Source organism: Pelagibacterium sp. (assembly GCF_035555455.1).
Classification (GTDB): domain Bacteria; phylum Pseudomonadota; class Alphaproteobacteria; order Rhizobiales; family Devosiaceae; genus Pelagibacterium.
In genome coordinates, this window is the sequence record NZ_DATMGM010000030.1 from 1 (window position 1) to 20,729 (window position 20,729).

Consider the following 20,729-nt stretch of genomic DNA (forward strand, 5'->3'; position numbering starts at 1 on the left):
CGCGTCTTCCCGCTCTTTATTGACTCAGCGCAACCGCTTGTCGTTTAATCGGTCAAGGCCAGTGTGCGGCCCGGGCGGCTGTGCCCGGCAAACGGGTGGCGATCCGAGGCTTTGCCGCGATAACCGATCCACCGCCGCGCCCCGCAAGGCCACAGGGAGCATGTGCGATGAAACTCTTGCTTGCCGTCGATATTGCCGATCGCGTGCGCGACGCTCTTTCAGGCCGCCGCACCATCGACTTCGACACGGAAGCCCGCGCCCTGCTGGCCCGCCATCCCGAGGCCCACGTCACTGTCGACGACATAATCGTCACCATGCGCCACGAGATGCGCGCTCCCAGACCGCAAGCTACGCCCCCTGAATCGCAGTGACCTTGAGGATTTCGATGTCCTCGGTCCGGCCTCCGGCTTCAAATTCCACACTTTCCCCCGCCTCGGCCTCGTCGAGTGCCCGTGCCAGCGGCGCGGTCCACGCCAAATAGCCCGTGGCCGGATCGGCTTCATCTTCGCCCACGATGCGCAGCACCTGCTGTTTCCCCGCGCGCAGAAGCGTCACCTCGGCTCCGAACCCGACACTGGCGTCGCCCGGCGCGCGCTCGATGATCTGCATGGAGGCCCGGCGGTTTTCCCAATAGCGCAGGTCGCGCTGGGCAAGCTCTTCGTCCGCCCCCGAAAGGCCCGGCAGTGCGCGGGTCAGCCGCTCAATCTTGGCTTCGATGAGGCTTGCCCCGCGTTTGGTCACCAGATTGGGCGCAGCGCTGATCGGCCGCTCCGGCGTCGGCGGTGGCGGCGCATCATCGATTTCCCTGACAAACGCACGGCTCATACCAATCCTCCCCGTCGCAGGCGACCCAGCTTTGCGGGGGCGCAATACCCTGTCGAAGCGCCCGGAGCGTGTCCCGGAACACCTGACCCATCTTGTCGGCAATACGCCCCGCGATTGCAAGCAGAGCCCCGAAAACGGCACACAATCGCCTTGCCAGTGCCCGCCGGTCGCCCCACTTCGCCGGTAACGAACCCGTGATCCGGTTGGATCGTCCATCTTCTGAACATGGGACCAGTCATGAAAAAACACCTGATGCTGCCTCTGGCGCTGATCGCCGCCGTCTCGATGGCCGCCTGTAGCCGCACCACCGATGCGCCCCAGGCCGATTTCGCCGCGCCGCCGCCGCCCGTCATCGATCCTGCGGCCCCTGCCGCGGTGTCGAGCGACACACTGCCGCCGCTCGAACCGGGTCTCTGATCCCGGTTGTCGGTTTCGTGCCCCGCCCCGGCGGGGTGCGCCCATGGGGAACCCGATGTCCCCTCCAGCGGTTAGCCTGTGCAGCACTATCGGGAGCGAACGTCATGGACAGCAAACTCATTCACAGCGCCGACGGTGCCCAGACCTATGCGGTCATTCTGGAAACCGGCGATGAAGTCATGGCCTGCCTCAAGAGTTTCGCCGCTGAAAAAGAATTGCGCGCCGCCAGTTTCAAGGCCATTGGCGCCCTGTCGCGCGCCACGCTGGCGTTTTTCGACTGGGAGGAAAAACGCTATCTCCCCATCGAGGTCGATGAGCAGGTGGAGGTTGCGTCCCTCACCGGCGATATCGCCCTTGGCCCGGACGGCAATCCCGCCATTCACGTCCATGCGGTTCTGGGCCGGCGCGATGGATCGGCCATGGCCGGGCATCTGCAAAGCGCCCTTGTCCGCCCCACCCTTGAAATCGTCCTTACCGAATCTCCCCTGCACCTGCGCAAGCGGTTTCATCCCGAGTCGGGCCTGGCCCTGATCGATCCCGACCTGTAACCGCCCGCCCGTTTGCCAGATTTTTTTCCACCCAACGGGGTTTTGCACCGGTCCACGGGCTGGCGCGATTTTTTCTTGTCTCTACACTGCAAGGCCGATGCTGTTTTGAGTCCGTCCTGCCGTCTGGAGAATAACGTTGCCCCGTGCATCGACCCTAGCCCCCTTCAAACACGATACATTCCGCAATCTCTGGTCCGCGACCCTGGCGTCCAATCTTGGGGGGCTGGTGCAGGGTGTCGGGGCCGGGTGGATGATGACCACCATTTCGGACTCCCACAATCTGGTGGCGCTGGTTCAGGGGGCCACCACCCTGCCCATCATGATCTTTTCGATCGCCGCCGGGGCCCTGGCCGACAATTTCAACCGCCGCCGCATCATGCTGGTCGCCCAGTCCCTGATGATGCTGGTCTCGTTCATCCTGGCCATCTTCACGTTTTTCGGCCTGCTCAGCCCCTGGCTGCTGCTCGGCTTCACCTTCCTCATCGGCTGCGGCACCGCGCTGCACAACCCGTCCTGGCAGGCGTCCATGGGCGATATCGTGCCGCGGTCCGATCTGCCCTCGGCCATCACCCTCAACAGCATGGGGTTCAACCTCATGCGCAGCGTCGGCCCGGCCGTTGGCGGGGCCATCGTTGCGATCGCCGGTGCGTTTGCCGCCTTCGCCTTCAACGCCATCAGCTATATCCCGCTGCTCATCGCCCTGTTCCGCTGGCAGCCGGACTATGCCAAGCAGACCCTGCCGCGCGAGCGGTTTGGCGGCGCGATGCTGGCCGGCGTGCGCTATGTCGCCATGTCGCCGCAACTGCTCACCGTTCTGTTCCGGGGTTTTGTGTTCGGGCTGGCCGCGATCAGCATTCTGGCGCTGTTGCCTTCGGTCGCCCGCGAATATGTCTCTGGCGGCGCGTTCACCTATGGCACCATGCTGGGCTGTTTCGGCGCCGGGGCCATTGGCGGCGCAATTCTCAACGCCCGCGTGCGCGAAAAATTCCCCAACGAGATCATCGTGCGGCTCGCCTGCATCGGTTTCGCGATCAGCTGCGCCGGTCTGGGCCTGAGCCGCGACGCGCTGTTCAGCCATCTGGCGCTCGTGCCAGCCGGGGCCTGCTGGGTGCTGGCACTGTCGCTGTTCAATGTCACCATCCAGCTGTCCACCCCGCGCTGGGTGGTTGGCCGCGCCCTTTCGCTCTATCAGACCGCCACCTTTGGCGGCATGGCCGCCGGCAGCTGGGTCTGGGGCTCGTTCGCTGACAGCTTTGGGCCCGACATCGCGCTTTTGGGAGCCGGTGCCGTTCTTCTGGGCTGCGCCGCCATTGGCCTGAAATTCGCCCTGCCCGAATTCAGCGACGTCAATTTCGATCCCTCCGACAGCTTTCACGAGCCGACCCTGCGCGTCGATATCCGCCTGCGCAGCGGCCCTATCGTGGTCAAGATCGACTACAGCATTGCCGAGGAGGACATTCCCGCTTTCCTCGCCGTCATGGCCAAGCGCCGCCGCATCCGCATCCGCGACGGCGCGCGCCGCTGGACGCTTTTGCGCGATCTGGAACGCCCCGATATCTGGTCGGAGAGCTATCACGTCCCCACATGGGTTGATTACATCCGCCACCAGCAGCGGCGCACCAAGACCGATGCGGAAAACTCAAAACTCCTGCTCGATCTGCATCAGGGCACCGAACCCCCGCGCGTCCGCCGCATGATCGAGCGCCAGACCGCCCCCCTTGTTGAGGACATTTCCCCCCGCCAGCACCCGGATCTGTTGTGACGCAATAACCATCACGCCGCCCCAAACGGATCACCACACCACCATATTCGTGCGCGATGATATCCTGTCCGACCAAGCGGGATTGTCAGCGTGCACGAGCTTCGCATTGCCCATCTGCATTATGATCCGGCCACCGGCCTGGTGTCGTTCGCTGCGAGCGTGAGCGATGACGCGGGCTCGACCACAATCGCCTCTTATGCCATCGCCGCCCCCGCTGCCCGAAGCGAACGGCAATTGCGCAAACTGGTCGCGCGGCGCGTGCGCGAATTGATGGCGCTGCCCTCGCTTTCGGGCAAACCGGTGTCCGGCCCCCACTGAAACCGGCTAAGCACCGGAAAATTCCCGCTTCCCTTGATTTGGGTCAACGTGCAACCCTTGCCGATGCGCTTTGATATCCAAAAGCCAAAGCAGGAGAAATCGATGTACAAGCATATCCTCATCGCCACCGATGGTTCGGAACTGTCCACCAAGGGCCTCGATCACGGATTGAAGCTGGCCAAGCAGCTCGGTGCCAGGGTCACCGTGGTCACCGTCACCGACATGTGGGCCGCCGGCGCGCTTGCCACGGCAGGAGCGACCGCGATCGCCGAATACGACGCCGCGATCCGCGCTACGGTCAAGGATATCCTCGCTGAGGCCAAGCGCTTTGCCGATGAAACCGGCGTCGAGTGCGAGACAAAGCACATCCCCAACCGCTATGCGGCTGATGCCATTGTCGAAACCGCGCAGGACATCGGCGCTGACCTGATCGTCATGGCCTCCCACGGCCGCCGCGGCATCCGCAAGATGCTGCTCGGCAGCCAGACCACCGAAGTGTTGACCTCCAGCACCGTCCCGGTCCTCGTCGTTCGCTAAACGCTTTATAATCAAGCGCTTGAGCGCAAACCTCGATCTTTTGATTCACCCAACCGCGCCGCCCGATCCTTGCCGGTGCGCGTCTGGGCGCGTCAAGCTGTAGCGCCCCCTCATCCGTCTCGTCCTACGGACGATCCCCCTTTTCCCCTTGAGGGACTTCGAGGCGATAGCGCAGCCACAAATAGCTCCAGTGGAGCGATTTGAGACGAAGAAGGGTCGGGGATGAGGGGTGCGCTGAGCCCGATCTCTGCCGGTTACTGGATCCCGGATCAGGTCCGGGATGACAGCGCTCGGGATTGGGCAACGTCAGGGAGCGACAGCTAAAATGACAGTGGTATGGAGATATCCGGGCGTGAAGGGCGGATTACAGGAGTTGGAGGCATGCGGCTGATCCCCGAGCATCCAAGTACCAGACAGCGACGCCGATCACGGCCCCCCGTTTCCCCACCCCCAACCTGTCACCCCGGACCCGATCCGGGGTCCAGTATGCTCAGAGCCAGAGACGAAGACCCCCGAGGTGCTGACGGCCAGCACTACCCCCAGCTCTCGCGCCGGCTGATAGCCACTATGATCAAGCGCTTAAGCGCAAGCCCTGCCCTTTTGAATCACTTAAACGCGCCGCCCGCATCCCCTTCCGGCGCGCTTCTTTCGCGCAGTCTTTGGCGTCGAAGCAACATCCCATCGCTGCCGGTTACTGGATCCCGGATCACGTCCGGGATGACAGCGCTCGGGATTGGGCAACGTCAGGGAGCGACAGCTAAAATGACAGTGGTATGGAGATGTCCGGGCGTGAAGGGCGGATTGGAGGCATGCGGCTGATCCCCGAGCATCCAAGTACCAGACAGCGACGCCGATCACGGCACCACGTTTCCCCACCCCCAACCTGTCACCCCGGACCCGATCCGGGGTCCAGTATGCTCCGTGATAGAGCTATGCCCGCGCCCCTAAAGCCCGCCCGCTGGCTCTTCCGCCTCCACGCGAGGATGCTCCAGCCTGTCACCGGCAGCCAATCCCAGTTCGGCAGAGCGTCCGCCGGCAATTTCCAGCACGAAGCGCACCGGCTGGCCCGATGGGATGCCGGTGCGGTCCATGGGAATGGCGTTTTCATGGATGCGAACGATCTCGCCATCCGCCTTGATGAACAGCATGTCGAGGGGGATCAGCGTGTTCTGCATCCAGAAGCTGGCCGGGCGTTCCTCGAAGAAATCAAACAGCATCCCGGCGTCCGGAGCCAGGTCTTCGCGGAACATCAGGCCCCGCGCGGTAGCTTCCGGCGTATCGGCAATCTCGATCGAAAATTGATAGCTCTCACTACCCGAATGGATGATCGCGATGTCTTCGCCGTCTTGCCCCGACGCGGGCAGAAAGGCGAAAGCCGAGATCAGCGCGGCGGCGAAAATTGTGCGAATGGCTGGCATTGATCCTGCCCCGTTTCTTGAGTCGGCAAAAGGCCTTGGCGGCGCTTCTGCCACCATTGCATCCAATCCGACAGGGGAAAAGTCCGCAACTGACCGTCCCCACCCTTTATCGCGGAATCAATGGATCAACCACCAGGATAACCGGGCGACATACGCCTCCGCAGCGCCCATAAGCCCGCGCAATGCCCACCACGAAAGAGCGTACCGCTCTGCGCGAGCCTACGCCACGGTGCTCCCGCACAGTCCAGCGAATTCCACCGCAAGAAAGAGGCATCCTGTTGCCGGGCGATTCCTGATCTGAAGGACCTAGCTCCCACACGTCATTTTATCGCGCTTCCCTTGCGCTGCGCGTTGCGGCCGCGCAGCCCCCTTCGCGCCAAAATTGAAAAACCCGTTCGGCTTTTCCCGGACGCGCCCAGAAACGCGCGCCTCCCCTCACCTGCAACGACGGCGCGTCAATGCGACGATGGCGCGTCGCCCCATCCATCGGGCCGGATTTCGGCGACCATCAGACCCTTGGGGCCGTCACCGTAGCGGGCGAGCACGAATTGGCCAGGGCGCAATTCGGTGATGCCGAAGCGGCGCAGCGTTTCCATGTGGATGAAGATGTCCGGGTGCCCGTCGCCCGCCGAGAGGAACCCAAATCCGCGCACGCGGTTGAACCACCGCACTTCCAGCCGTTCGAGCTTGGAGGTCGGCTCCACCTGCACATGGGTGCGGGCCTCGGGCATCTGTGCCGGATGGCGGGCCGTCGATTCGTCCATGGAGACGATGCGGAACGCCTGCAATCCGCCGGGACGGTTCAGCGCCTCGACCACAATGCGCGCGCCTTCATAGGCAGTCTGGTAGCCGTCGCGCCGCAGGCAGGTGACATGCAACAGCACGTCCGCCCCGCCCCCGTCGGGCACGATGAACCCAAACCCCTTGCCCGCGTCGAACCATTTGATGGTTCCCGCGAGTTCGATGACGTCGAGATCGCCTCCCGCCGCAGTCTGGTAGTCTTGTCCGGTCCCATGGGGGTGCGCATCGCTGCGCGTCTCCCCCTGAAGATGCGCTCCGGTGCCGGAAGTGTCTTTCGCCCCCATGCTCAACGCCTTTTCCACACACGGCCCCGCAGAATGCGGGTACTCTTTACAATCACTGGCAGTCTGGCCGATTCAAAAGCAAAAGTTAAGGACCATTCATCATTTTATTGACGACTATTAACCATATTGTCGCTCAATGTTGCATCATGGCGTCGCGGACGTCCGCATCTTGGCGTTTGCCGGGTGCTTCTGCTAGCGTTACCGCCTGCCCGTCGCCGCCATGCGTCGGGCCCTGATTCAGACAAGCCGGAGCCTTGGCCTTGAAATATCTTCACACCATGGTGCGCGTTTCCAACGTCGACGACAGCCTGCGCTTTTATTGCGAGGGGCTGGGTCTGGTGGAATCGCACCGCATCGAGAACGAAAAAGGGCGGTTCACGCTCATTTTCCTGCACGCCCCGGGCGATGAAAGCGCCAAGGTCGAGTTGACCTTCAACTGGGATCCCGAAGACTACACCGGCGGACGCAATTTCGGGCATCTGGCCTATCGCGTCGACGATATCTATGCGCTCTGCCAGCACCTTATGGACATGGGCTACACCATTCACCGCCCTCCACGCGATGGTCACATGGCGTTCGTCAAGTCGCCGGACGGCATTTCCGTCGAGTTGCTCCAGGAGGGCAACCTCGATCCCCAGGAGCCCTGGGCCTCCATGGCCAACACCGGCACGTGGTAAACGGGTAACCGGACATTAACCACACAAATTGACCGGCGGTTAGGCAACCGCCGGTATTTTCATGTCCGTGGTTTGGGAGATCACCCCCAACGCGGAAGTGGTATTTATGCGGTTACTGTCCAGTCTGATCGTCATGGTGAGCCTTTTGGGCGCCTGCGCTCCGATGGCCATGTTCGCTTCGGGAAGCGGCACCGGTTACAACGGTTTGCGCACCGATTGGGGCACCTATGTCTCCCATTCCAATGTCAACGCCCTGTGCCTCTCACCCAAGCTGCGCCTGCTGATCTGGGATTTCGAGGGCCATTTCGGCAAGAAGGTCGTCATGAATTCGGGTTATCGCACCGCCTCGCACAACGCGTCGGTGGGCGGTGCCGAAGCCTCGCTGCACACCAAATGCATGGCTGCCGATTTCTACATTCCCGGCGTCCCCAAATCGCGACTCATCGATTATGCGCGCAATAACGGGCTGGTTGGCGGGCTTGGGTGCTATCCGGGGCAGAACTTCATCCACGTCGATGTGCGCGACCGCCCGAAAGGCAATCGCGGCCCGGTAACCTTCAGCGGCTGTTGATATCAAAAGATTTTTCCATTTAGGGTATTGCGCATTCTGCGGCTCGCCCCTATACACCCGTTCATTGGCTGAAACGCCCTAGGGAAAAGCTCTCCGAGCCTCCCACCGGCACCTCAGCATGGAGCGCCCTTCGTCTAGCGGTTAGGACGCCGCCCTTTCACGGCGGAAACACGGGTTCGATTCCCGTAGGGCGCGCCACTTTCTTCTCAAGTTTTCTGGTTGCCTTGGGCGGCGCGAGCCGATATCAATGCCGCCGATACATGATCGGGGCAGCCCTGCGGGACCTGCCGAAACGATCATCTGAGCTAGCGCCCTTCGTCTAGCGGTTAGGACGCCGCCCTCTCACGGCGGTAACACGGGTTCGAGTCCCGTAGGGCGCGCCATATTCCCATTTCCATCGATGATCGGCGCGGCCCGTCTTGCGAAACGGCGATTTGCGCGGCATCCTCGAATTGCCCTCACACAGAAGAGCCGCCGCTCCGATGGCGGTCTTGCCTATTGATGACCGAACCCGATCCTTCCGAAAAGAGCCACAAGACCAGCCGCCTGGGGGCCCTTCGCCATCTGCTGCACCCCCACCAGGTGCGCGATAGCCTCACGATCACCAGCCAGCCCTCGCTGCGCAATTCCGCGCTGGCCGGGCTGCAGGCCTCGATCACCGCCGGCATCGCCCTGCCCCTCATTCTGCTCTCGCCCTGGGCCGATCTCATCGGGTTTGGCGCGCTCGGGGCGCTGGTGGCGCTGTTCGGGCGATTCGCTCCGGCCCAGCAGCGCAATGGCATCGTGCTGCGCTGCGCCCTGCTGCAAACCCTTGCGGTGCTGGGCATGTCGGCTATTTCCTGGCTGGGCGTGCCCATCGAGATCCAGCTCGCCATTCTGGCGCTCAGCTGCGGGGCGTTCTTTTTTGCCACGGTCAGCGGCGGGTTCGGGGCGCCGGGCGCGCTGATCTTCGTTTTCGCCGCCGGCGCCGCCATGGCCCCCGCCGATTCGGTCTCGGTGGTGTTCGAGCGGACCGCCGCCACCGCCATCGTCGCCGCCTTGGGCTGGGTGGTGTGCGCGGCGACCGAACATTTCCGCCTGCGCGCCACCGAAACCCAGCTTTCCGGGGAAGCGACCCGTCCGCTCAACCATCGCCTGATGGCCGCTTTGCGTATCGCCATCGGCTCGGCGGTCGCCGTGTTCCTCAGCCACGCGCTGGGGGCCGATCACCCGGCCTGGGCGGCCATGGGCGCCGTCGCCGTGATGCAGGGCGCCCATCTTCACATCAGCATGGCCCGCGCGTTGCAACGCATGAGCGGCACGGTGGTGGGGGCCATCCTTGTCTGGGCCATCCTCACCCAGGAACCCTCGGTGTGGACAATCATCGCGCTGCTGCTGGTGCTGCAATTTGCCACCGAGCTGATCATCGGCTTCAACTACGGGTTGGGGCAGATTCTCGTCACGCCCATGGCCCTTTTGATGAGCCATCTGGCCGCCCCCAATATCGCGGGGGCCGCCCTGGCGCTCGAACGCGTCATCGATACGGCGCTGGGCGCGGCGACCGGCATCGTCCTGGCCATCATCTTTTCCAGCCTGACGGACCGCCATCACCTCGCCCAACGCCACGCCGAGCGCAAGCGGTAGGCTGGCGCCTCGACGCGCTTAAGCCGCGCCGCCGTCCTTTTCTTCTTCGAACGTGATGGCCACGTCCGCGTCGGCTGAAAGCCGCACCGTGCCGTCCTCGACACCCGCCACAAGGCCCATGGAGATATAGTGATGGTGCCCCGCATGGCCGCCCTCGCCGCTGTCGTCGCGCGTCAGCTTGATCCGGTCGCCCTCGACCCGATCCACCGTGCCCACGTGAACGCCATCGGCGCCGATCACTTCGGCATGTTCCTTGATGTCTTGTGCTCTAACCATCGTCGTGCTCCTCGATTTGGGAACACGCATAACGCCCCAGCGCACAAATGGCTGCGCCCGTCCGCTTGCGGGGGAAAAGACCTTTACCTCGCCCGCCCCCCTGCTAATCTCGGCCGACTTCCACCTCAACGAGGGATTTTCCTGCGATGACTGACGCCAACGCTCCGCTCGATTCCATCTTGTCCCATGTCGATGCCAATATCGATCAAAGCCTCGACCGGCTGTTCACGCTGTTGCGTATTGCCTCTATTTCCACCGATCCGGCCTATGCCGATGAGTGCCTCGAAGCAGCGCAGTGGCTGAGCGCCGAACTCAACGGGTTGGGCTTTGACGCCGCGGTGCGCCCCACTGCCGGACTTCCGATGGTCGTTGGCCACCAGCGCAGCGACAGCGCGCCGAATGTGCTGTTTTACGGCCACTATGATGTCCAGCCGGTCGATCCGCTGGAGTTGTGGACCAATGAACCCTTCGAGCCGAAAATCGGCGAAGAAAACGGCAAGAAGGTTATCCTGGCGCGCGGCGCGTCCGATGATAAGGGCCAGCTTATGACCTTCATCGAGGCCTGCCGAGCCTATAAGGCCGTTCGCGGTGCGCTGCCGCTGGGCGTTTCGATCCTGCTCGAAGGTGAGGAAGAATCCGGGTCGCCCTCGCTCGATGCCTTCCTTGCCGCCAATGCCGAGGAGTTGAAGGCCGATATCGCGCTGGTCTGCGATACCGACATGTGGGACGAAGAAACCCCCTCCATCATCACCATGCTGCGCGGTCTGGTTGCCGATCATATCGAGATCGAGGCCGCCAGTCGCGATCTGCATTCGGGCATGTATGGCGGCGCGGCGCGCAATCCCAATCAGGTTCTGGCTGAAATCATCGCCTCCCTGCGCAATCCCGACGGCTCGGTCGCCATTGCCGGCTTTTATGACGATGTTCCCGAACTGCCCGCCGATGTCGCCGAGCAGTGGGAGCGCCTCCCCTTCGATGACAGTGCCTATCTGGGCGATGTCGGCTTGTCGGTTCCGGCGGGCGAACAGGGCCGCTCGGTGCTCGAACAGATCACGTCGCGCCCGACCTGCGAGATCAACGGCATGTGGGGCGGCTATACCGGCGACGGCTTCAAGACCGTGATTCCGGGCAAGGCCGGGGCCAAGATTTCCTTCCGGCTGGTGGGCAATCAGGATCCGCAAAAGATTCGCGAGGCGTTCCGCGCCCATGTCCGCGCGCTGGTTCCCGCCGATTGCACCGTCACTTTCCACGATCACGGCGGCAGCCCTGCTTCGGTCGTCCCCTCCGACGGCCCGATGCTGCGCAAGGCCCTGGCCGCGCTCACCGATGAATGGGGCCGCGAGGCCGCTATTGCCGGGTCGGGCGGCTCGATTCCCATCGTCGGCGATTTCAAGCGCAAGCTGGACATGGATTCGCTGCTGATCGGCTTTGCCCAGACCGATGACCGCATCCACTCGCCCAATGAGAAATACGACCTTGCGAGCTACCATAAGGGTATCCGCTCCTGGGTTCGGGTTCTCGACGCGCTCGCATAACCACAGGCACCGCACATCATGGGCAGAATTGCCTGGATCATCGGTGGCGGCTCCGGTCTCGGGGCCGCCACTGCCCGCCACCTTGCCCGACGCGGCTGGACGGTCGCCGTCTCCGGACGCCGCACCGCTCCGCTTGAGTCGCTTGCCGCAGAGTTTGGCGCGCATCCCTATCCCCTCGACGTAACCGATGCTGATGCAGTCGCTTCCGTCGCCGCGCGTATCGTGGCCGATCTGGGCGGGCTCGACATGCTGGTCTATTCCGTCGCCACCATGGAGCGGCTGCGCACCGGTCATTACGATCACGCGCTCTATCAGCGCATCCTCGATATCAACCTTCTCGGTGCCATGCGGGCCATCGATCCGGTGGTTGCGCATATGCTCGCTCATGGCGGCGGGCAGATCGCTCTGGTCGCTTCGGTTGCGGGCTATTTCGGCCTGCCGCGCTCAGCGGCCTATTCGTCGGGCAAGGCGGCGATGATCGCCCTCGCCGAAACCATGCGCACCGAGTTGGCCCGCGATGGTATCGGCGTCCGTCTCATCTCTCCGGGCTTCGTCAAAACCGATTTCACGACAAAAAATGATTTTCCCATGCCGTTTCTCATGGAAACCGACGACGCCGGGCGGCGTATCGTCGCTGGCCTGCTTGAGTCCAACCGCTTCGAAATCGCCTTCCCGCGCCGTTTCGTTGTGATCCTCAAGCTCTTGCGGATGCTGCCCTATCCGCTGTTTTTTGCCATCATGAAGCGCCTTCTGCCCCGCGATCACTAGAGCGGTGAGCGGTCTATCGAACGGAGCCGTCCTCTTTCAGGCCGATGCTCTAACCACGCTTTACAATTGACTCGCGGCCTCTGCCGCGTTCCCCTCTGCTGACACGCGAGAGATGCACTATGGCCACTTCAATGACACCGTTCCTGATGTTCGAGGGTCGCGGCAGCGAGGCGCTCGATTTCTACATGAGCCTGTTCCCCGGCTCAGAAATCGTCTCCCTGCAGAAATACGGCCCTGAAGGCCCCGGTAAAGAAGGGACGATCATGCGCGGAACGGTCATCCTCAACGGCCAGCGCGTGATGATTTCCGACAGCTTCGTCTCCCACGGCTTCACCTTCACGCCCTCGATCTCATTCTGGATCGACTGCGCCGACGAGGCCGAACTCGACCGCCTGTTCACGGCGCTTGGCGATGGCGGCCAGGTCTATATGCCACTCGACACTTACGGCTTCTCCACCCGCTTCGGCTGGGTCGGCGACCGCTTCGGCATCACCTGGCAACTCAACCTCGCGTAACCCGCCGCCCCGTCATCCCAGTACCGCCATTCCCCCCGGGCCCGCTCTCACCCCCACCCTGTCATCCCGGACCTGATCCGGGATCCAGTACACACCAGCGCCCGCGGCTCTTTCACCACACCCCGCCACGCCCTCCGCACAGCCTCGGCCTCTCCCAACTCAGAGCATACTAGCTCCCGGCTCAAGGCCGGGATGACACCGCAGTGTGCCTTGCAACGCGATCACTCAACGCAAGCGTCCTGTTCCTCAGGGGCGGCCTGAAGGCGAACACGCCATGTGCCTTTCCCCCCGCTCCCGCCAGCCCCTCTTTCACCAAGCCCGCCGCGCCCGCGCCCATCCCCAGCCGCGCCTCACCCCACCCTGTCATCCCGGACTTGATCGGGGATCCAGTACTCTCCGCCTCCGCGGCTCTTTCACCACACCCCGCCACGCCCTCCGCACAGCCTCGACCTCCCCCAACTCAGAGCATACTAGCTCCCGGCTCAAGGCCGGGATGACACCGCTGTGTGCATTGCAACGCGATCACCCAAGGCAAGCGTCCTGTTCATCAGGGGCGGCCTGAAGGCGAACACGCCATGTGCCTTCCCCCCACTCCCGCCAGCCTCTCTTTCACCACGCCCCCGCCGCGCCATGCCCATCCCCAGCCGCACCTCACCCCCAACCTGTCATCCCGGACCTGATCCGGGATCCAGTACTCTCCGCCTCCGCGGCTCTTTCACCATGCCCCGCCACGCCCTCCGCACCCGCGCCACGCCCCGCTCTCCCGCGCGCAGAGCATCGCGCCCTTACCCCGGCACAGCGGCATCGATAATGCGCAGCTGCACGGTCTCACGCCCCTGCCAGTGGTCGATATTGAGCGTTCCGGCCAGATGCAGCCTCTGGCCGTCGCGCGCACCCAGCAGGGCATCGCCCAGCGGACTTCCTGCCGCGCGGAAGGCGATCGCCTTGAGGTTGGCGCCATCGCCTGCGCCCACGGTGCAGCGCACATGCCCGCCCGCGCCGACCACTTCTGCATAGCGGATCTGGTGCACCGGAAAGGCAAACACTGGTGTGGGATTTCCCGCCCCGAACGGGCCTGCCCGCTCGATCTGGCGGACGAAGTCCGCGTTGGCCCCGCGCGCGGTGAGCGCCGCGTCGATCCGCACACCGCTTCCCGCCCGCGCCGCCGTCACATCGTCGCCCAGCGTATCGTTGAGCCAGGCGCGGAACGGCCCCAACTGCCCCGGGGCCAGCGTTACACCGGCCGCCATGGCGTGTCCGCCGCCCTTGGCGATGATGCCGCCGCGCACCGCATCGACGACCGCCGCGCCCAGATCGACCCTCGGCACCGAGCGCCCCGATCCGGTCCCGCCCCCGTCCGGCCCGAGCGCGATGGCAAAGGCGGGCCGGTCGAACCGTTCCTTGAGCCGCCCGGCCACCAGCCCGACGATGCCCTGATGCCATTCGGATGACGCCGTCACCAGCACCGCCGGTCCCGGCCCCTCGCCGATTTCCATTTCCGCTGTGGCCAGTGCCTGTTCCACCGCCGCCATCTCGATCCGCTGGCGTTCGCCGTTGAGCTCATCGAGCCGTTGCGCGATGGCCAGCGCTTCGTGTTCGTCGCTGGTGGCGAGCAGCCGCGCGCCCAGCCCGGCATCGCTGATCCGCCCCCCGGCATTGATCCTTGGGCCCAGCATGAAGCCCAGGTGATAGGCGTTGACCGGGCCCGAGACCCGCGCCGCGATCGCCAGGCTTGACAGCCCCACATTGGCGCCCTTGCGCATCACTTCGAGCCCGCGCAGCACAAACGCCCGGTTCAGCCCTTTGAGCGGCACCACGTCGCAGATCGTCGCCAGCGCCACCATGTCGAGCCAGCCGAGCAGATCGGGCAGTCCGCCCCTGCCCCGTTCGCGCAGCACCCGGTTGGTCGCCACCAGCACCATGAAGGCCACGCCCGTGGCGCACAGATATCCCAACCCGGAAATATCGTCGCGGCGGTTGGGATTGACCAGCGCATCGGCCTCGGGCAGCGCATCCGGCGCAAGGTGGTGGTCGATCACCACCACAGCGGCCCCAAGTTTTCGTGCATGGGCGATCGGGCCGTGGCTGGTCGTGCCACAGTCGAGCGTCATGATCAGCGTCGCCCCCTGGCCGATCAAACCCTCCATCGCGGCGTCGTTAGGGCCGTAGCCCTCAAAAATCCGGTCGGGGATATGGGTCGGCGGATTGAGCCCGAAATGGCGCAGATAGCGCTCCATCAGGGCCACCGAACACGCTCCATCGACGTCATAATCGCCGAACAGCCCCACGGTTTCCCCCGCCTCGATAGCGTCGGCCAGCCGCGCGGCCAGCGTGTCCATTCCCGCCAGTGTCGAGGGGTCGGGCATCAGGTCGCGGATGGTCGGCGCGATGAACTGCGCGGCATCCTCGACGCTCACCCCGCGCCCGGCGACGATGCGCGCGAGGATTTCCGACAATTCGGTCTGCTGGGCAATCGCCCCGGCCATGCGGGCGGCGGCGGGATCGAGCCGATCGACCCAGCGCCGGTCGCTGACCGATCTTTCAACGTTCAGAAAGGCTTGGATATCGGGCTTCATAGCCCTTCTATAGCCGCCCCGATGGGCTCCCCGATAGCCGGAGCGCCCGGTTTTGCACGTTTTCGTCCTGATCGTGCCAAGGGAACATCACGGGGCCATTTTCGTTTCCTCTTGTGTGCGCTCCGCGCCATCCGTTTTTCGAGGGAAATTGTCATGACTGTCCGCTATCTTTTGCCCGTTGCCCTGTGTTCGGCCCTTGTGCTCGCCGCCTGCGAGAACCGCGCCGATGCCCCTTCCCTGCCCAATCCCGACGCCGGCAACCCGGAGGCGTTTTCCGATCCGTCTTCGGATGCGGATGCCTCCAGCGGCCCGATGACGCCGCAGGAACTGGAGCAGCGCCGCGAGGAGATCGAGCAGGACGCCCAGCGGCGCTTCGATGACATCATGGACCAGACAAGGCAGGCTGGCGACGATCTGGTTCAGCTTGGCGATGATGCCATGACCAACCTGAGCGAAGGCATGAACTCGGCTGCCGATTCCATCGAGCGCCAGATCGATGCCCTCGTCGAAAGCGCCGCCCAGCGCCGCGACGAAGCGCTCACCGATGCACAAAAGCTCGATATTGTCGCCAATGTTCGCAACGCCGCCGAAGAAGCCACCCGCGCCCTGGGCCGCTCCGAAGCCGAAATCACCGCCGCCGGCGAAACCGCCGAAGCCCGCACCCGTACCGTTCTCGGTGTGGATTAGCCACAAGGCGCAGCACTTCGACTCCCCTCGTGGGAGAAGAGCCGGGGATGAGGGGGACGCTGAGCTTGCCCCACAGCGCCAACCCAACCGCGACACGCTCACGCCGCGCCCCTCGCCAGCCCAGAGCATACTGGTTCCCGGGTCTTCGCCCGGGATGACTCTGGTGGGTGAGACAGGCACGGCGTCCCTCCCCCAACGCCGTGGATGTGGCAGGCACGATGTCCCCCTCCTACGCCAACGCTGTCATCCCGGACTTAATCCGGGACCCAGTAACCGGCAGCGCCAGCGGCTCTTTCCCCAGCCGCCCCGAGCACGCCGCCCCCAAGCGAGCCCCCTTCCCCAACCACACCGAAATGCTCTACCCTTTCTCTGCCTATCCATGTACGGCCAGCGGTCCGTTGCCATAGGGCAAGCCGGACCGAGCGCCGATCATGAGCCGGACGGCAAACACCCGAGGCTGAACAGGCCAGAGGGGATGGAACGGGCGTGACAATTCGCGTCCAGCGTTCAACCATCGGGTCGCCATGCCGCTTTCAGGTTTTCTTCTCGTCCTCACCGCCGCCTTCTGCCACGCCACGTGGAATTTCTTCGTCAAACGCATCGGTGGCGGCCCGGAACTGATCTGGCTGTTTTCCGCCATTTCCTCGATCGTTTACCTGCCGCTGGCCCTGTGGATTGTCCTTGTCGACGCTCCCACGTTCGGGCCGGAGCATGCCCTATTTCTTGCGGGCAGTGCCGCCCTGCATCTGGGCTATTTCCTGTTGCTGCAAACCGGATACCGCAAGGGCGACCTGTCACTGGTCTATCCTATCGCCCGCGCCACCGGCCCGCTGCTGTCGACCGCCTTTGCCGTTGCGCTGCTTGGCGAAGCGCTCAGCTGGCAGATGGCGCTGGGCGCAGCCACTATCATTTTTGGCGTCCTGATGCTGTCAGGCGGGTTTCGTCCCGGCGCGCGGCGCGTGGCCACGTCCGTGGCGTTCGGTGCAGGCACCGGCATTCTGATCGGCAGCTATACGGCGTGGGATGCCTACGCGGTGTCGGTGCTGCTGGTGCCGCCTCTGGTGCTCGATTATGTCTCTGGCCTGAGCCGCGTGGTGCTGCTGGCCCCCATCGCCAGACGGCGCGGCGCGCTGATTGCCCGGCAATGGCGCGAGCACCGCAAGGGTGTCCTCGCCGTCGCGCTGCTCAATCCGCTGGCCTACATTCTGGTTCTTTACGCAATGACCTTCACCCCGGTCGCCTATGTGGCCCCGACACGCGAAATCTCCGTGGTGCTCACCGTCATCGCCGGCAGCCTTCTTCTCAAGGAGGGCGATCTGGGCCCCCGGCTCGGCTGGGCCGCCCTCGTCCTTGTCGGCATGGCCACCCTCGCGCTGGGCTGAACAGATGCGCCTACCGCGCACTCCCCGCCAGCACAGAGCATACTCGATCCCGGGTCTCCGCCCGGGATGACTCTGGTGGATATGGCAGGCACGCAGCCCCCTCCCGCCCCCAACGCCGTCATCCCGGACCCGATCCGGGATTCAGTAACCGGCAGCGCTTGCGGCTCTTTCCCCCCGAAGCCCCCGCCTCTAAAACTCCTCGATCCGGATCAGTTGCGGCTCGCCGACGATAAAGCCGTCCTTGGCGATCCGCCCCAGCGCCTCGCGCACAGCGCTTTCGATGGTTTCGTGGGTGATCAGCACCACGGTGCGGGAGTTTTCCGCTTCCGGCCCAGATTCGTTGGCACGCAGGTCCGGGCGCTGGATGACGCTTTCGAGCGAGATGTTGCTTTCGCCCATGCGGGTGGCGATGGCCGCCAGCGCGCCGGGCACATCCCTTGCGTTCAGCCTTATATAATACCCGCCTTCATGAGCCCGCATCGGCGCACGGGTGCAGGGCACGAGGTGGGAAGACGGCACGCCGAGCGGCGGCACCTGGGTGCCGCGCGCAATATCGAAAATATCGGACAGCACCGAAGCCGCCGTTGCCTCGCCCCCGGCTCCCGGTCCGGCCAGCAGCAGCTCCTGCACATGATTGGTTTCCAGCGAGACCGCGTTGAGTACGCCGTCCACGCCAGCGATGGCGCTTGATTTCTTCACCAGCGTCGGATGCACCCGCTGCTCGATGCCGTTCTCGACCTTGCGCGCCATGCCCAACAGCTTGATCTTGTAGCCAAGGTCTGCCGCCACCTTGATGTCGGCCTGGGTGATCCGCGTGATGCCTTCCACGAACACCTGGTCGGCGGCGATTTCTGTCTCAAAGCACAGGCTGGTGAGGATGGCGAGCTTGTGGGCGGTGTCGAACCCTTCCACGTCGAAAGTCGGGTCGACTTCGGCATAGCCCAGCGCCTGCGCGTCCTTGAGGCACGCGTCAAACCCGATGTCCTCCTCGCCCATACGGGTGAGAATGTAGTTGCAGGTGCCGTTGAGGATGCCGAACACGCGGGTGATCGAGGCCGAGCCCAGCCCTTCGCGAAGCGTCTTGATCACCGGGATGCCCCCCGCAACCGCTGCTTCAAAGCCCAGTTGCGCGCTGGTCGCTTCGGCGGCCTTGGCCAGCGTCACGCCGTGGCGGGCCAGCAGCGCCTTGTTGGCGGTCACCACCGGGCAGCCATTTTCCAGCGCCGCGGTCACTGACGCCAGCGCCGGACCGTCTTCGCCGCCGATCAGCTCTACATAGAGGTCGATATCTTCCGAGCGCGCCAGCGCTACCGGATCGTCGAACCAGCGGAATTGGGAAATGTCCACGCCGCGATCGCGCGACCGGGACCGCGCCGAAATGGCCGACACCACGATCCGGCGTCCGAGCTTGCGGGCGATCGCGTCGCCGTCCTGGGTGAGGATGCGCACCAGCGCCGCGCCGACCGTGCCCAGCCCGGCGATGCCGACGCGGAGCGGACGCAGTTGCTCCCCCTCGGCGCTGGCATGGGTCTGCATGGCGCGGATGATCCGCTGGCGGGTTTCGGTACGCGGCTCGCGCCCCTCCCGCAGGTCGAACACGAACAGCGGGTCGCCGGCAATTTCCCGCCCGAACCGGGTCGGGGTCCAGCCGCGTTCGGAAATAAAGGATTCTACGGATGCCTTGAAGGATTCAATGTCACTCATGATCGCACGCAATTTGAACAGCGCGCGACCATGAATAGGAATTGACCTACACGTCAACCCTCACGGGCCAAGAACCAGCCAATTGTGTGCTTGATTGTGCACAAGTCCATACATTTTCCAGCCAATGTTCGGCCCGAAAATCGGCTTTCCTATAGAGGCCTATGCCGAAGCCAACGGCACGACATTTCCCTTGCCGGAGGCTCCGCCGAGGAACTTGCGGATGGCGCGGGCCGCCTGCCGGATACGCTGCTCGTTTTCCACGAAAGCGAGGCGTACATACTGGTCGCCATACTCGCCAAAACCAACGCCCGGCGCGACGGCAACGCCGGTCTCGCGGATCAAAAGCTTAGCAAATTCAAGGCTTCCCAGCTCGGCGAACTGATCGGGGATCGGGGCCCAGGCAAACATTGTCGCCGCCGGAACGGGGATATTCCATCCGGCCCGGCCGAAACTTTCCACCATCACGTCGCGGCGCGACTGATAAATCGTGCGGGCTTCCTCAATGCAGGAATCATCGCCGTTCAGCGCTGCCGTCGCAGCCACCTGAATGGGCGTGAACGCACCATAGTCGAGATAGGATTTGACCCGGGCCAGCGCGGCGATAAGTCGCTCATTTCCCACGGCAAATCCAACCCGCCAGCCCGGCATGGAGAAGGTTTTCGACATGGAGGTGAACTCCACCGTGATGTCCATTGCCCCCGGAATTTCGAGCACCGAATGCGGCGGATCGCCGTCAAAATAGATTTCGGAGTAGGCAAGGTCCGACAGGATGAAAATCTCCTGCTTGCGGCAATAGTCCACCACTTCCTTGTAGAAATCGAGCGAAGCGACGTAAGCGGTTGGATTGGCAGGGTAATTGAGGATCAGCGCAATCGGCTTGGGGATCGAATGGCGGACGGCCCGATCCAGCGAGCGCAAAAAGTCCTCATTGGGGTCCGCCGGCATCGACCGGACCACGCCCCCGCTCATGATAAAGCCAAAGGAATGAATGGGATAGGTCGGATTGGGCACCAGTACCACATCGCCCGGCGCGGTGATCGCCTGGGCCATATTGGCAAAGCCTTCCTTGGACCCCAGCGTCGCCACCACCTGGGTGTTGGGGTCGAGCTTCACGCCGAATCGGCGGCCGTAATAGGACGCCTGCGCCTTGCGCAGTCCGGGAATGCCACGGGACGAAGAATAGCGGTGCGTGCGCGGGTCCTTGACGGTTTCCTTAAGCTTATCAACGATGTGCTGGGGGGTCGGCAGGTCCGGATTGCCCATGCCCAGGTCGATGATATCCACCCCCTCGGCCCGTGCTTTAGCCTTGATGGGATTGATGTGCTCGAACACATAGGGTGGAAGGCGGCGTATGCGATGAAATTCTTCGCTCATATTGTCCTCGCGGGATCGTTTTCGATCCCTGTTATCCCGGCGCTCGGGCGCTCATGTGTCGGCGCGGCGCACGGGGACGATTATCCCGATATCATGGTGTCTAAAGTGTGAACGGGGCGCCCGTTATATGC

Annotated in this window: 21 protein-coding genes and 2 tRNA genes; 16 read left to right on the plus strand and 7 right to left on the minus strand. The window is 63.9% G+C overall.

From position 1 onward, the window contains the following. Positions 1 to 167 precede the first annotated feature (167 nt). Positions 168 to 371, plus strand: coding sequence for a hypothetical protein (locus VNS12_RS05395; protein WP_325486819.1), 204 nt, complete (start codon positions 168 to 170; stop codon positions 369 to 371). On the opposite strand, the gene VNS12_RS05400 is transcribed toward VNS12_RS05395, so the two are convergent. Further along, entirely contained in the window at positions 349 to 825 is a 477-nt protein-coding gene (locus tag VNS12_RS05400) for a GreA/GreB family elongation factor (protein WP_325486820.1), read from the minus strand. The two genes, VNS12_RS05395 and VNS12_RS05400, sit on opposite strands and share 23 nt — an antisense overlap. 237 nt (positions 826 to 1,062) lie before the next feature. On the opposite strand from VNS12_RS05400, the gene VNS12_RS05405 reads away from it, so the two are divergent. The 5 genes from VNS12_RS05405 (at position 1,063) to VNS12_RS05425 (ending at position 4,407) form a co-directional block, all read left to right on the plus strand. Next, positions 1,063 to 1,242: a hypothetical protein gene (locus tag VNS12_RS05405; RefSeq protein WP_325486821.1), complete on the plus strand. Its 180-nt coding sequence runs from the start codon at positions 1,063 to 1,065 to the stop codon at positions 1,240 to 1,242. 104 nt (positions 1,243 to 1,346) lie between these two features. Beyond that, entirely contained in the window at positions 1,347 to 1,790 is a 444-nt protein-coding gene (locus VNS12_RS05410) for a PPC domain-containing DNA-binding protein (protein ID WP_325486822.1), read from the plus strand. Between the two features lie 136 nt (positions 1,791 to 1,926). After that, a complete protein-coding gene (locus VNS12_RS05415) occupies positions 1,927 to 3,552 on the plus strand; it encodes an MFS transporter (RefSeq protein ID WP_325486823.1) in 1,626 nt (541 codons plus the stop codon). Positions 3,553 to 3,642: 90 nt separating this feature from the next. Next, on the plus strand, positions 3,643 to 3,870 hold the full coding sequence (locus tag VNS12_RS05420) for a hypothetical protein (RefSeq protein WP_325486824.1): 228 nt from the start codon (positions 3,643 to 3,645) through the stop codon (positions 3,868 to 3,870). Positions 3,871 to 3,972: 102 nt separating this feature from the next. Continuing rightward, the gene (locus tag VNS12_RS05425; protein WP_325486825.1) at positions 3,973 to 4,407 is read left to right on the plus strand and encodes a universal stress protein; all 435 of its coding nucleotides are present in this window, start codon (positions 3,973 to 3,975) and stop codon (positions 4,405 to 4,407) included. 944 nt (positions 4,408 to 5,351) lie between these two features. On the opposite strand, the gene VNS12_RS05430 is transcribed toward VNS12_RS05425, so the two are convergent. Together VNS12_RS05430 and VNS12_RS05435 are read right to left on the minus strand one after the other, a co-directional pair. Further along, on the minus strand, positions 5,352 to 5,825 hold the full coding sequence (locus tag VNS12_RS05430) for a DUF192 domain-containing protein (RefSeq protein WP_325486826.1): 474 nt from the start codon (positions 5,823 to 5,825) through the stop codon (positions 5,352 to 5,354). Between the two features lie 455 nt (positions 5,826 to 6,280). Continuing rightward, positions 6,281 to 6,910 (minus strand): cold-shock protein, encoded by a 630-nt coding sequence (locus tag VNS12_RS05435; protein WP_325486827.1) that lies wholly within the window; start codon positions 6,908 to 6,910, stop codon positions 6,281 to 6,283. A gap of 260 nt (positions 6,911 to 7,170) precedes the next feature. Between VNS12_RS05435 and VNS12_RS05440 the strand changes: the two genes are divergently transcribed. From VNS12_RS05440 to VNS12_RS05460, 5 genes are all read left to right on the plus strand, one after another. After that, complete coding sequence (locus VNS12_RS05440) at positions 7,171 to 7,587, plus strand: VOC family protein (RefSeq protein ID WP_325486828.1); 417 nt, start codon at positions 7,171 to 7,173, stop codon at positions 7,585 to 7,587. A gap of 61 nt (positions 7,588 to 7,648) precedes the next feature. After that, positions 7,649 to 8,158: a YcbK family protein gene (locus VNS12_RS05445; RefSeq protein ID WP_325486829.1), complete on the plus strand. Its 510-nt coding sequence runs from the start codon at positions 7,649 to 7,651 to the stop codon at positions 8,156 to 8,158. A gap of 123 nt (positions 8,159 to 8,281) precedes the next feature. Next, a tRNA-Glu gene (locus VNS12_RS05450) sits at positions 8,282 to 8,356 on the plus strand. Positions 8,357 to 8,466: 110 nt separating this feature from the next. Next, positions 8,467 to 8,541: transfer RNA gene (locus VNS12_RS05455), tRNA-Glu, on the plus strand. Between the two features lie 118 nt (positions 8,542 to 8,659). Continuing rightward, positions 8,660 to 9,781, plus strand: coding sequence for an FUSC family protein (locus VNS12_RS05460; protein WP_325486830.1), 1,122 nt, complete (start codon positions 8,660 to 8,662; stop codon positions 9,779 to 9,781). 18 nt (positions 9,782 to 9,799) lie between these two features. Here VNS12_RS05460 and VNS12_RS05465 read toward each other — a convergent pair whose 3' ends face one another. Continuing rightward, entirely contained in the window at positions 9,800 to 10,057 is a 258-nt protein-coding gene (locus VNS12_RS05465) for a DUF2171 domain-containing protein (protein WP_325486831.1), read from the minus strand. A gap of 146 nt (positions 10,058 to 10,203) precedes the next feature. Here VNS12_RS05465 and VNS12_RS05470 point away from each other — a divergent pair, with 146 nt between their 5' ends. The 3 genes from VNS12_RS05470 to VNS12_RS05480 all read left to right on the plus strand — a co-directional run bounded on the left by VNS12_RS05470 (position 10,204) and on the right by VNS12_RS05480 (position 12,875). After that, positions 10,204 to 11,592, plus strand: coding sequence for a M20/M25/M40 family metallo-hydrolase (locus VNS12_RS05470; RefSeq protein ID WP_325486832.1), 1,389 nt, complete (start codon positions 10,204 to 10,206; stop codon positions 11,590 to 11,592). Positions 11,593 to 11,610: 18 nt separating this feature from the next. Next, entirely contained in the window at positions 11,611 to 12,360 is a 750-nt protein-coding gene (locus VNS12_RS05475) for an SDR family NAD(P)-dependent oxidoreductase (protein ID WP_325486833.1), read from the plus strand. A gap of 119 nt (positions 12,361 to 12,479) precedes the next feature. Beyond that, positions 12,480 to 12,875: a VOC family protein gene (locus VNS12_RS05480; RefSeq protein ID WP_325486834.1), complete on the plus strand. Its 396-nt coding sequence runs from the start codon at positions 12,480 to 12,482 to the stop codon at positions 12,873 to 12,875. Positions 12,876 to 13,660: 785 nt separating this feature from the next. Here the strand turns inward: VNS12_RS05480 and recJ are convergent. Beyond that, positions 13,661 to 15,451, minus strand: coding sequence for a single-stranded-DNA-specific exonuclease RecJ (recJ, locus tag VNS12_RS05485; protein ID WP_325486835.1), 1,791 nt, complete (start codon positions 15,449 to 15,451; stop codon positions 13,661 to 13,663). A 153-nt stretch (positions 15,452 to 15,604) separates the two neighbouring features. On the opposite strand from recJ, the gene VNS12_RS05490 reads away from it, so the two are divergent. Both VNS12_RS05490 and VNS12_RS05495 read left to right on the plus strand, forming a co-directional pair. After that, a complete protein-coding gene (locus VNS12_RS05490) occupies positions 15,605 to 16,138 on the plus strand; it encodes a hypothetical protein (RefSeq protein WP_325486836.1) in 534 nt (177 codons plus the stop codon). Positions 16,139 to 16,662: 524 nt separating this feature from the next. Beyond that, positions 16,663 to 17,520: a DMT family transporter gene (locus VNS12_RS05495; RefSeq protein ID WP_325486837.1), complete on the plus strand. Its 858-nt coding sequence runs from the start codon at positions 16,663 to 16,665 to the stop codon at positions 17,518 to 17,520. Between the two features lie 189 nt (positions 17,521 to 17,709). Here the strand turns inward: VNS12_RS05495 and VNS12_RS05500 are convergent, their stop codons facing one another. Together VNS12_RS05500 and VNS12_RS05505 are read right to left on the minus strand one after the other, a co-directional pair. Continuing rightward, positions 17,710 to 19,056, minus strand: coding sequence for a homoserine dehydrogenase (locus VNS12_RS05500; RefSeq protein WP_325486867.1), 1,347 nt, complete (start codon positions 19,054 to 19,056; stop codon positions 17,710 to 17,712). Positions 19,057 to 19,383: 327 nt separating this feature from the next. Next, entirely contained in the window at positions 19,384 to 20,598 is a 1,215-nt protein-coding gene (locus VNS12_RS05505) for an LL-diaminopimelate aminotransferase (RefSeq protein WP_325486838.1), read from the minus strand. Positions 20,599 to 20,729 lie beyond the last annotated feature (131 nt).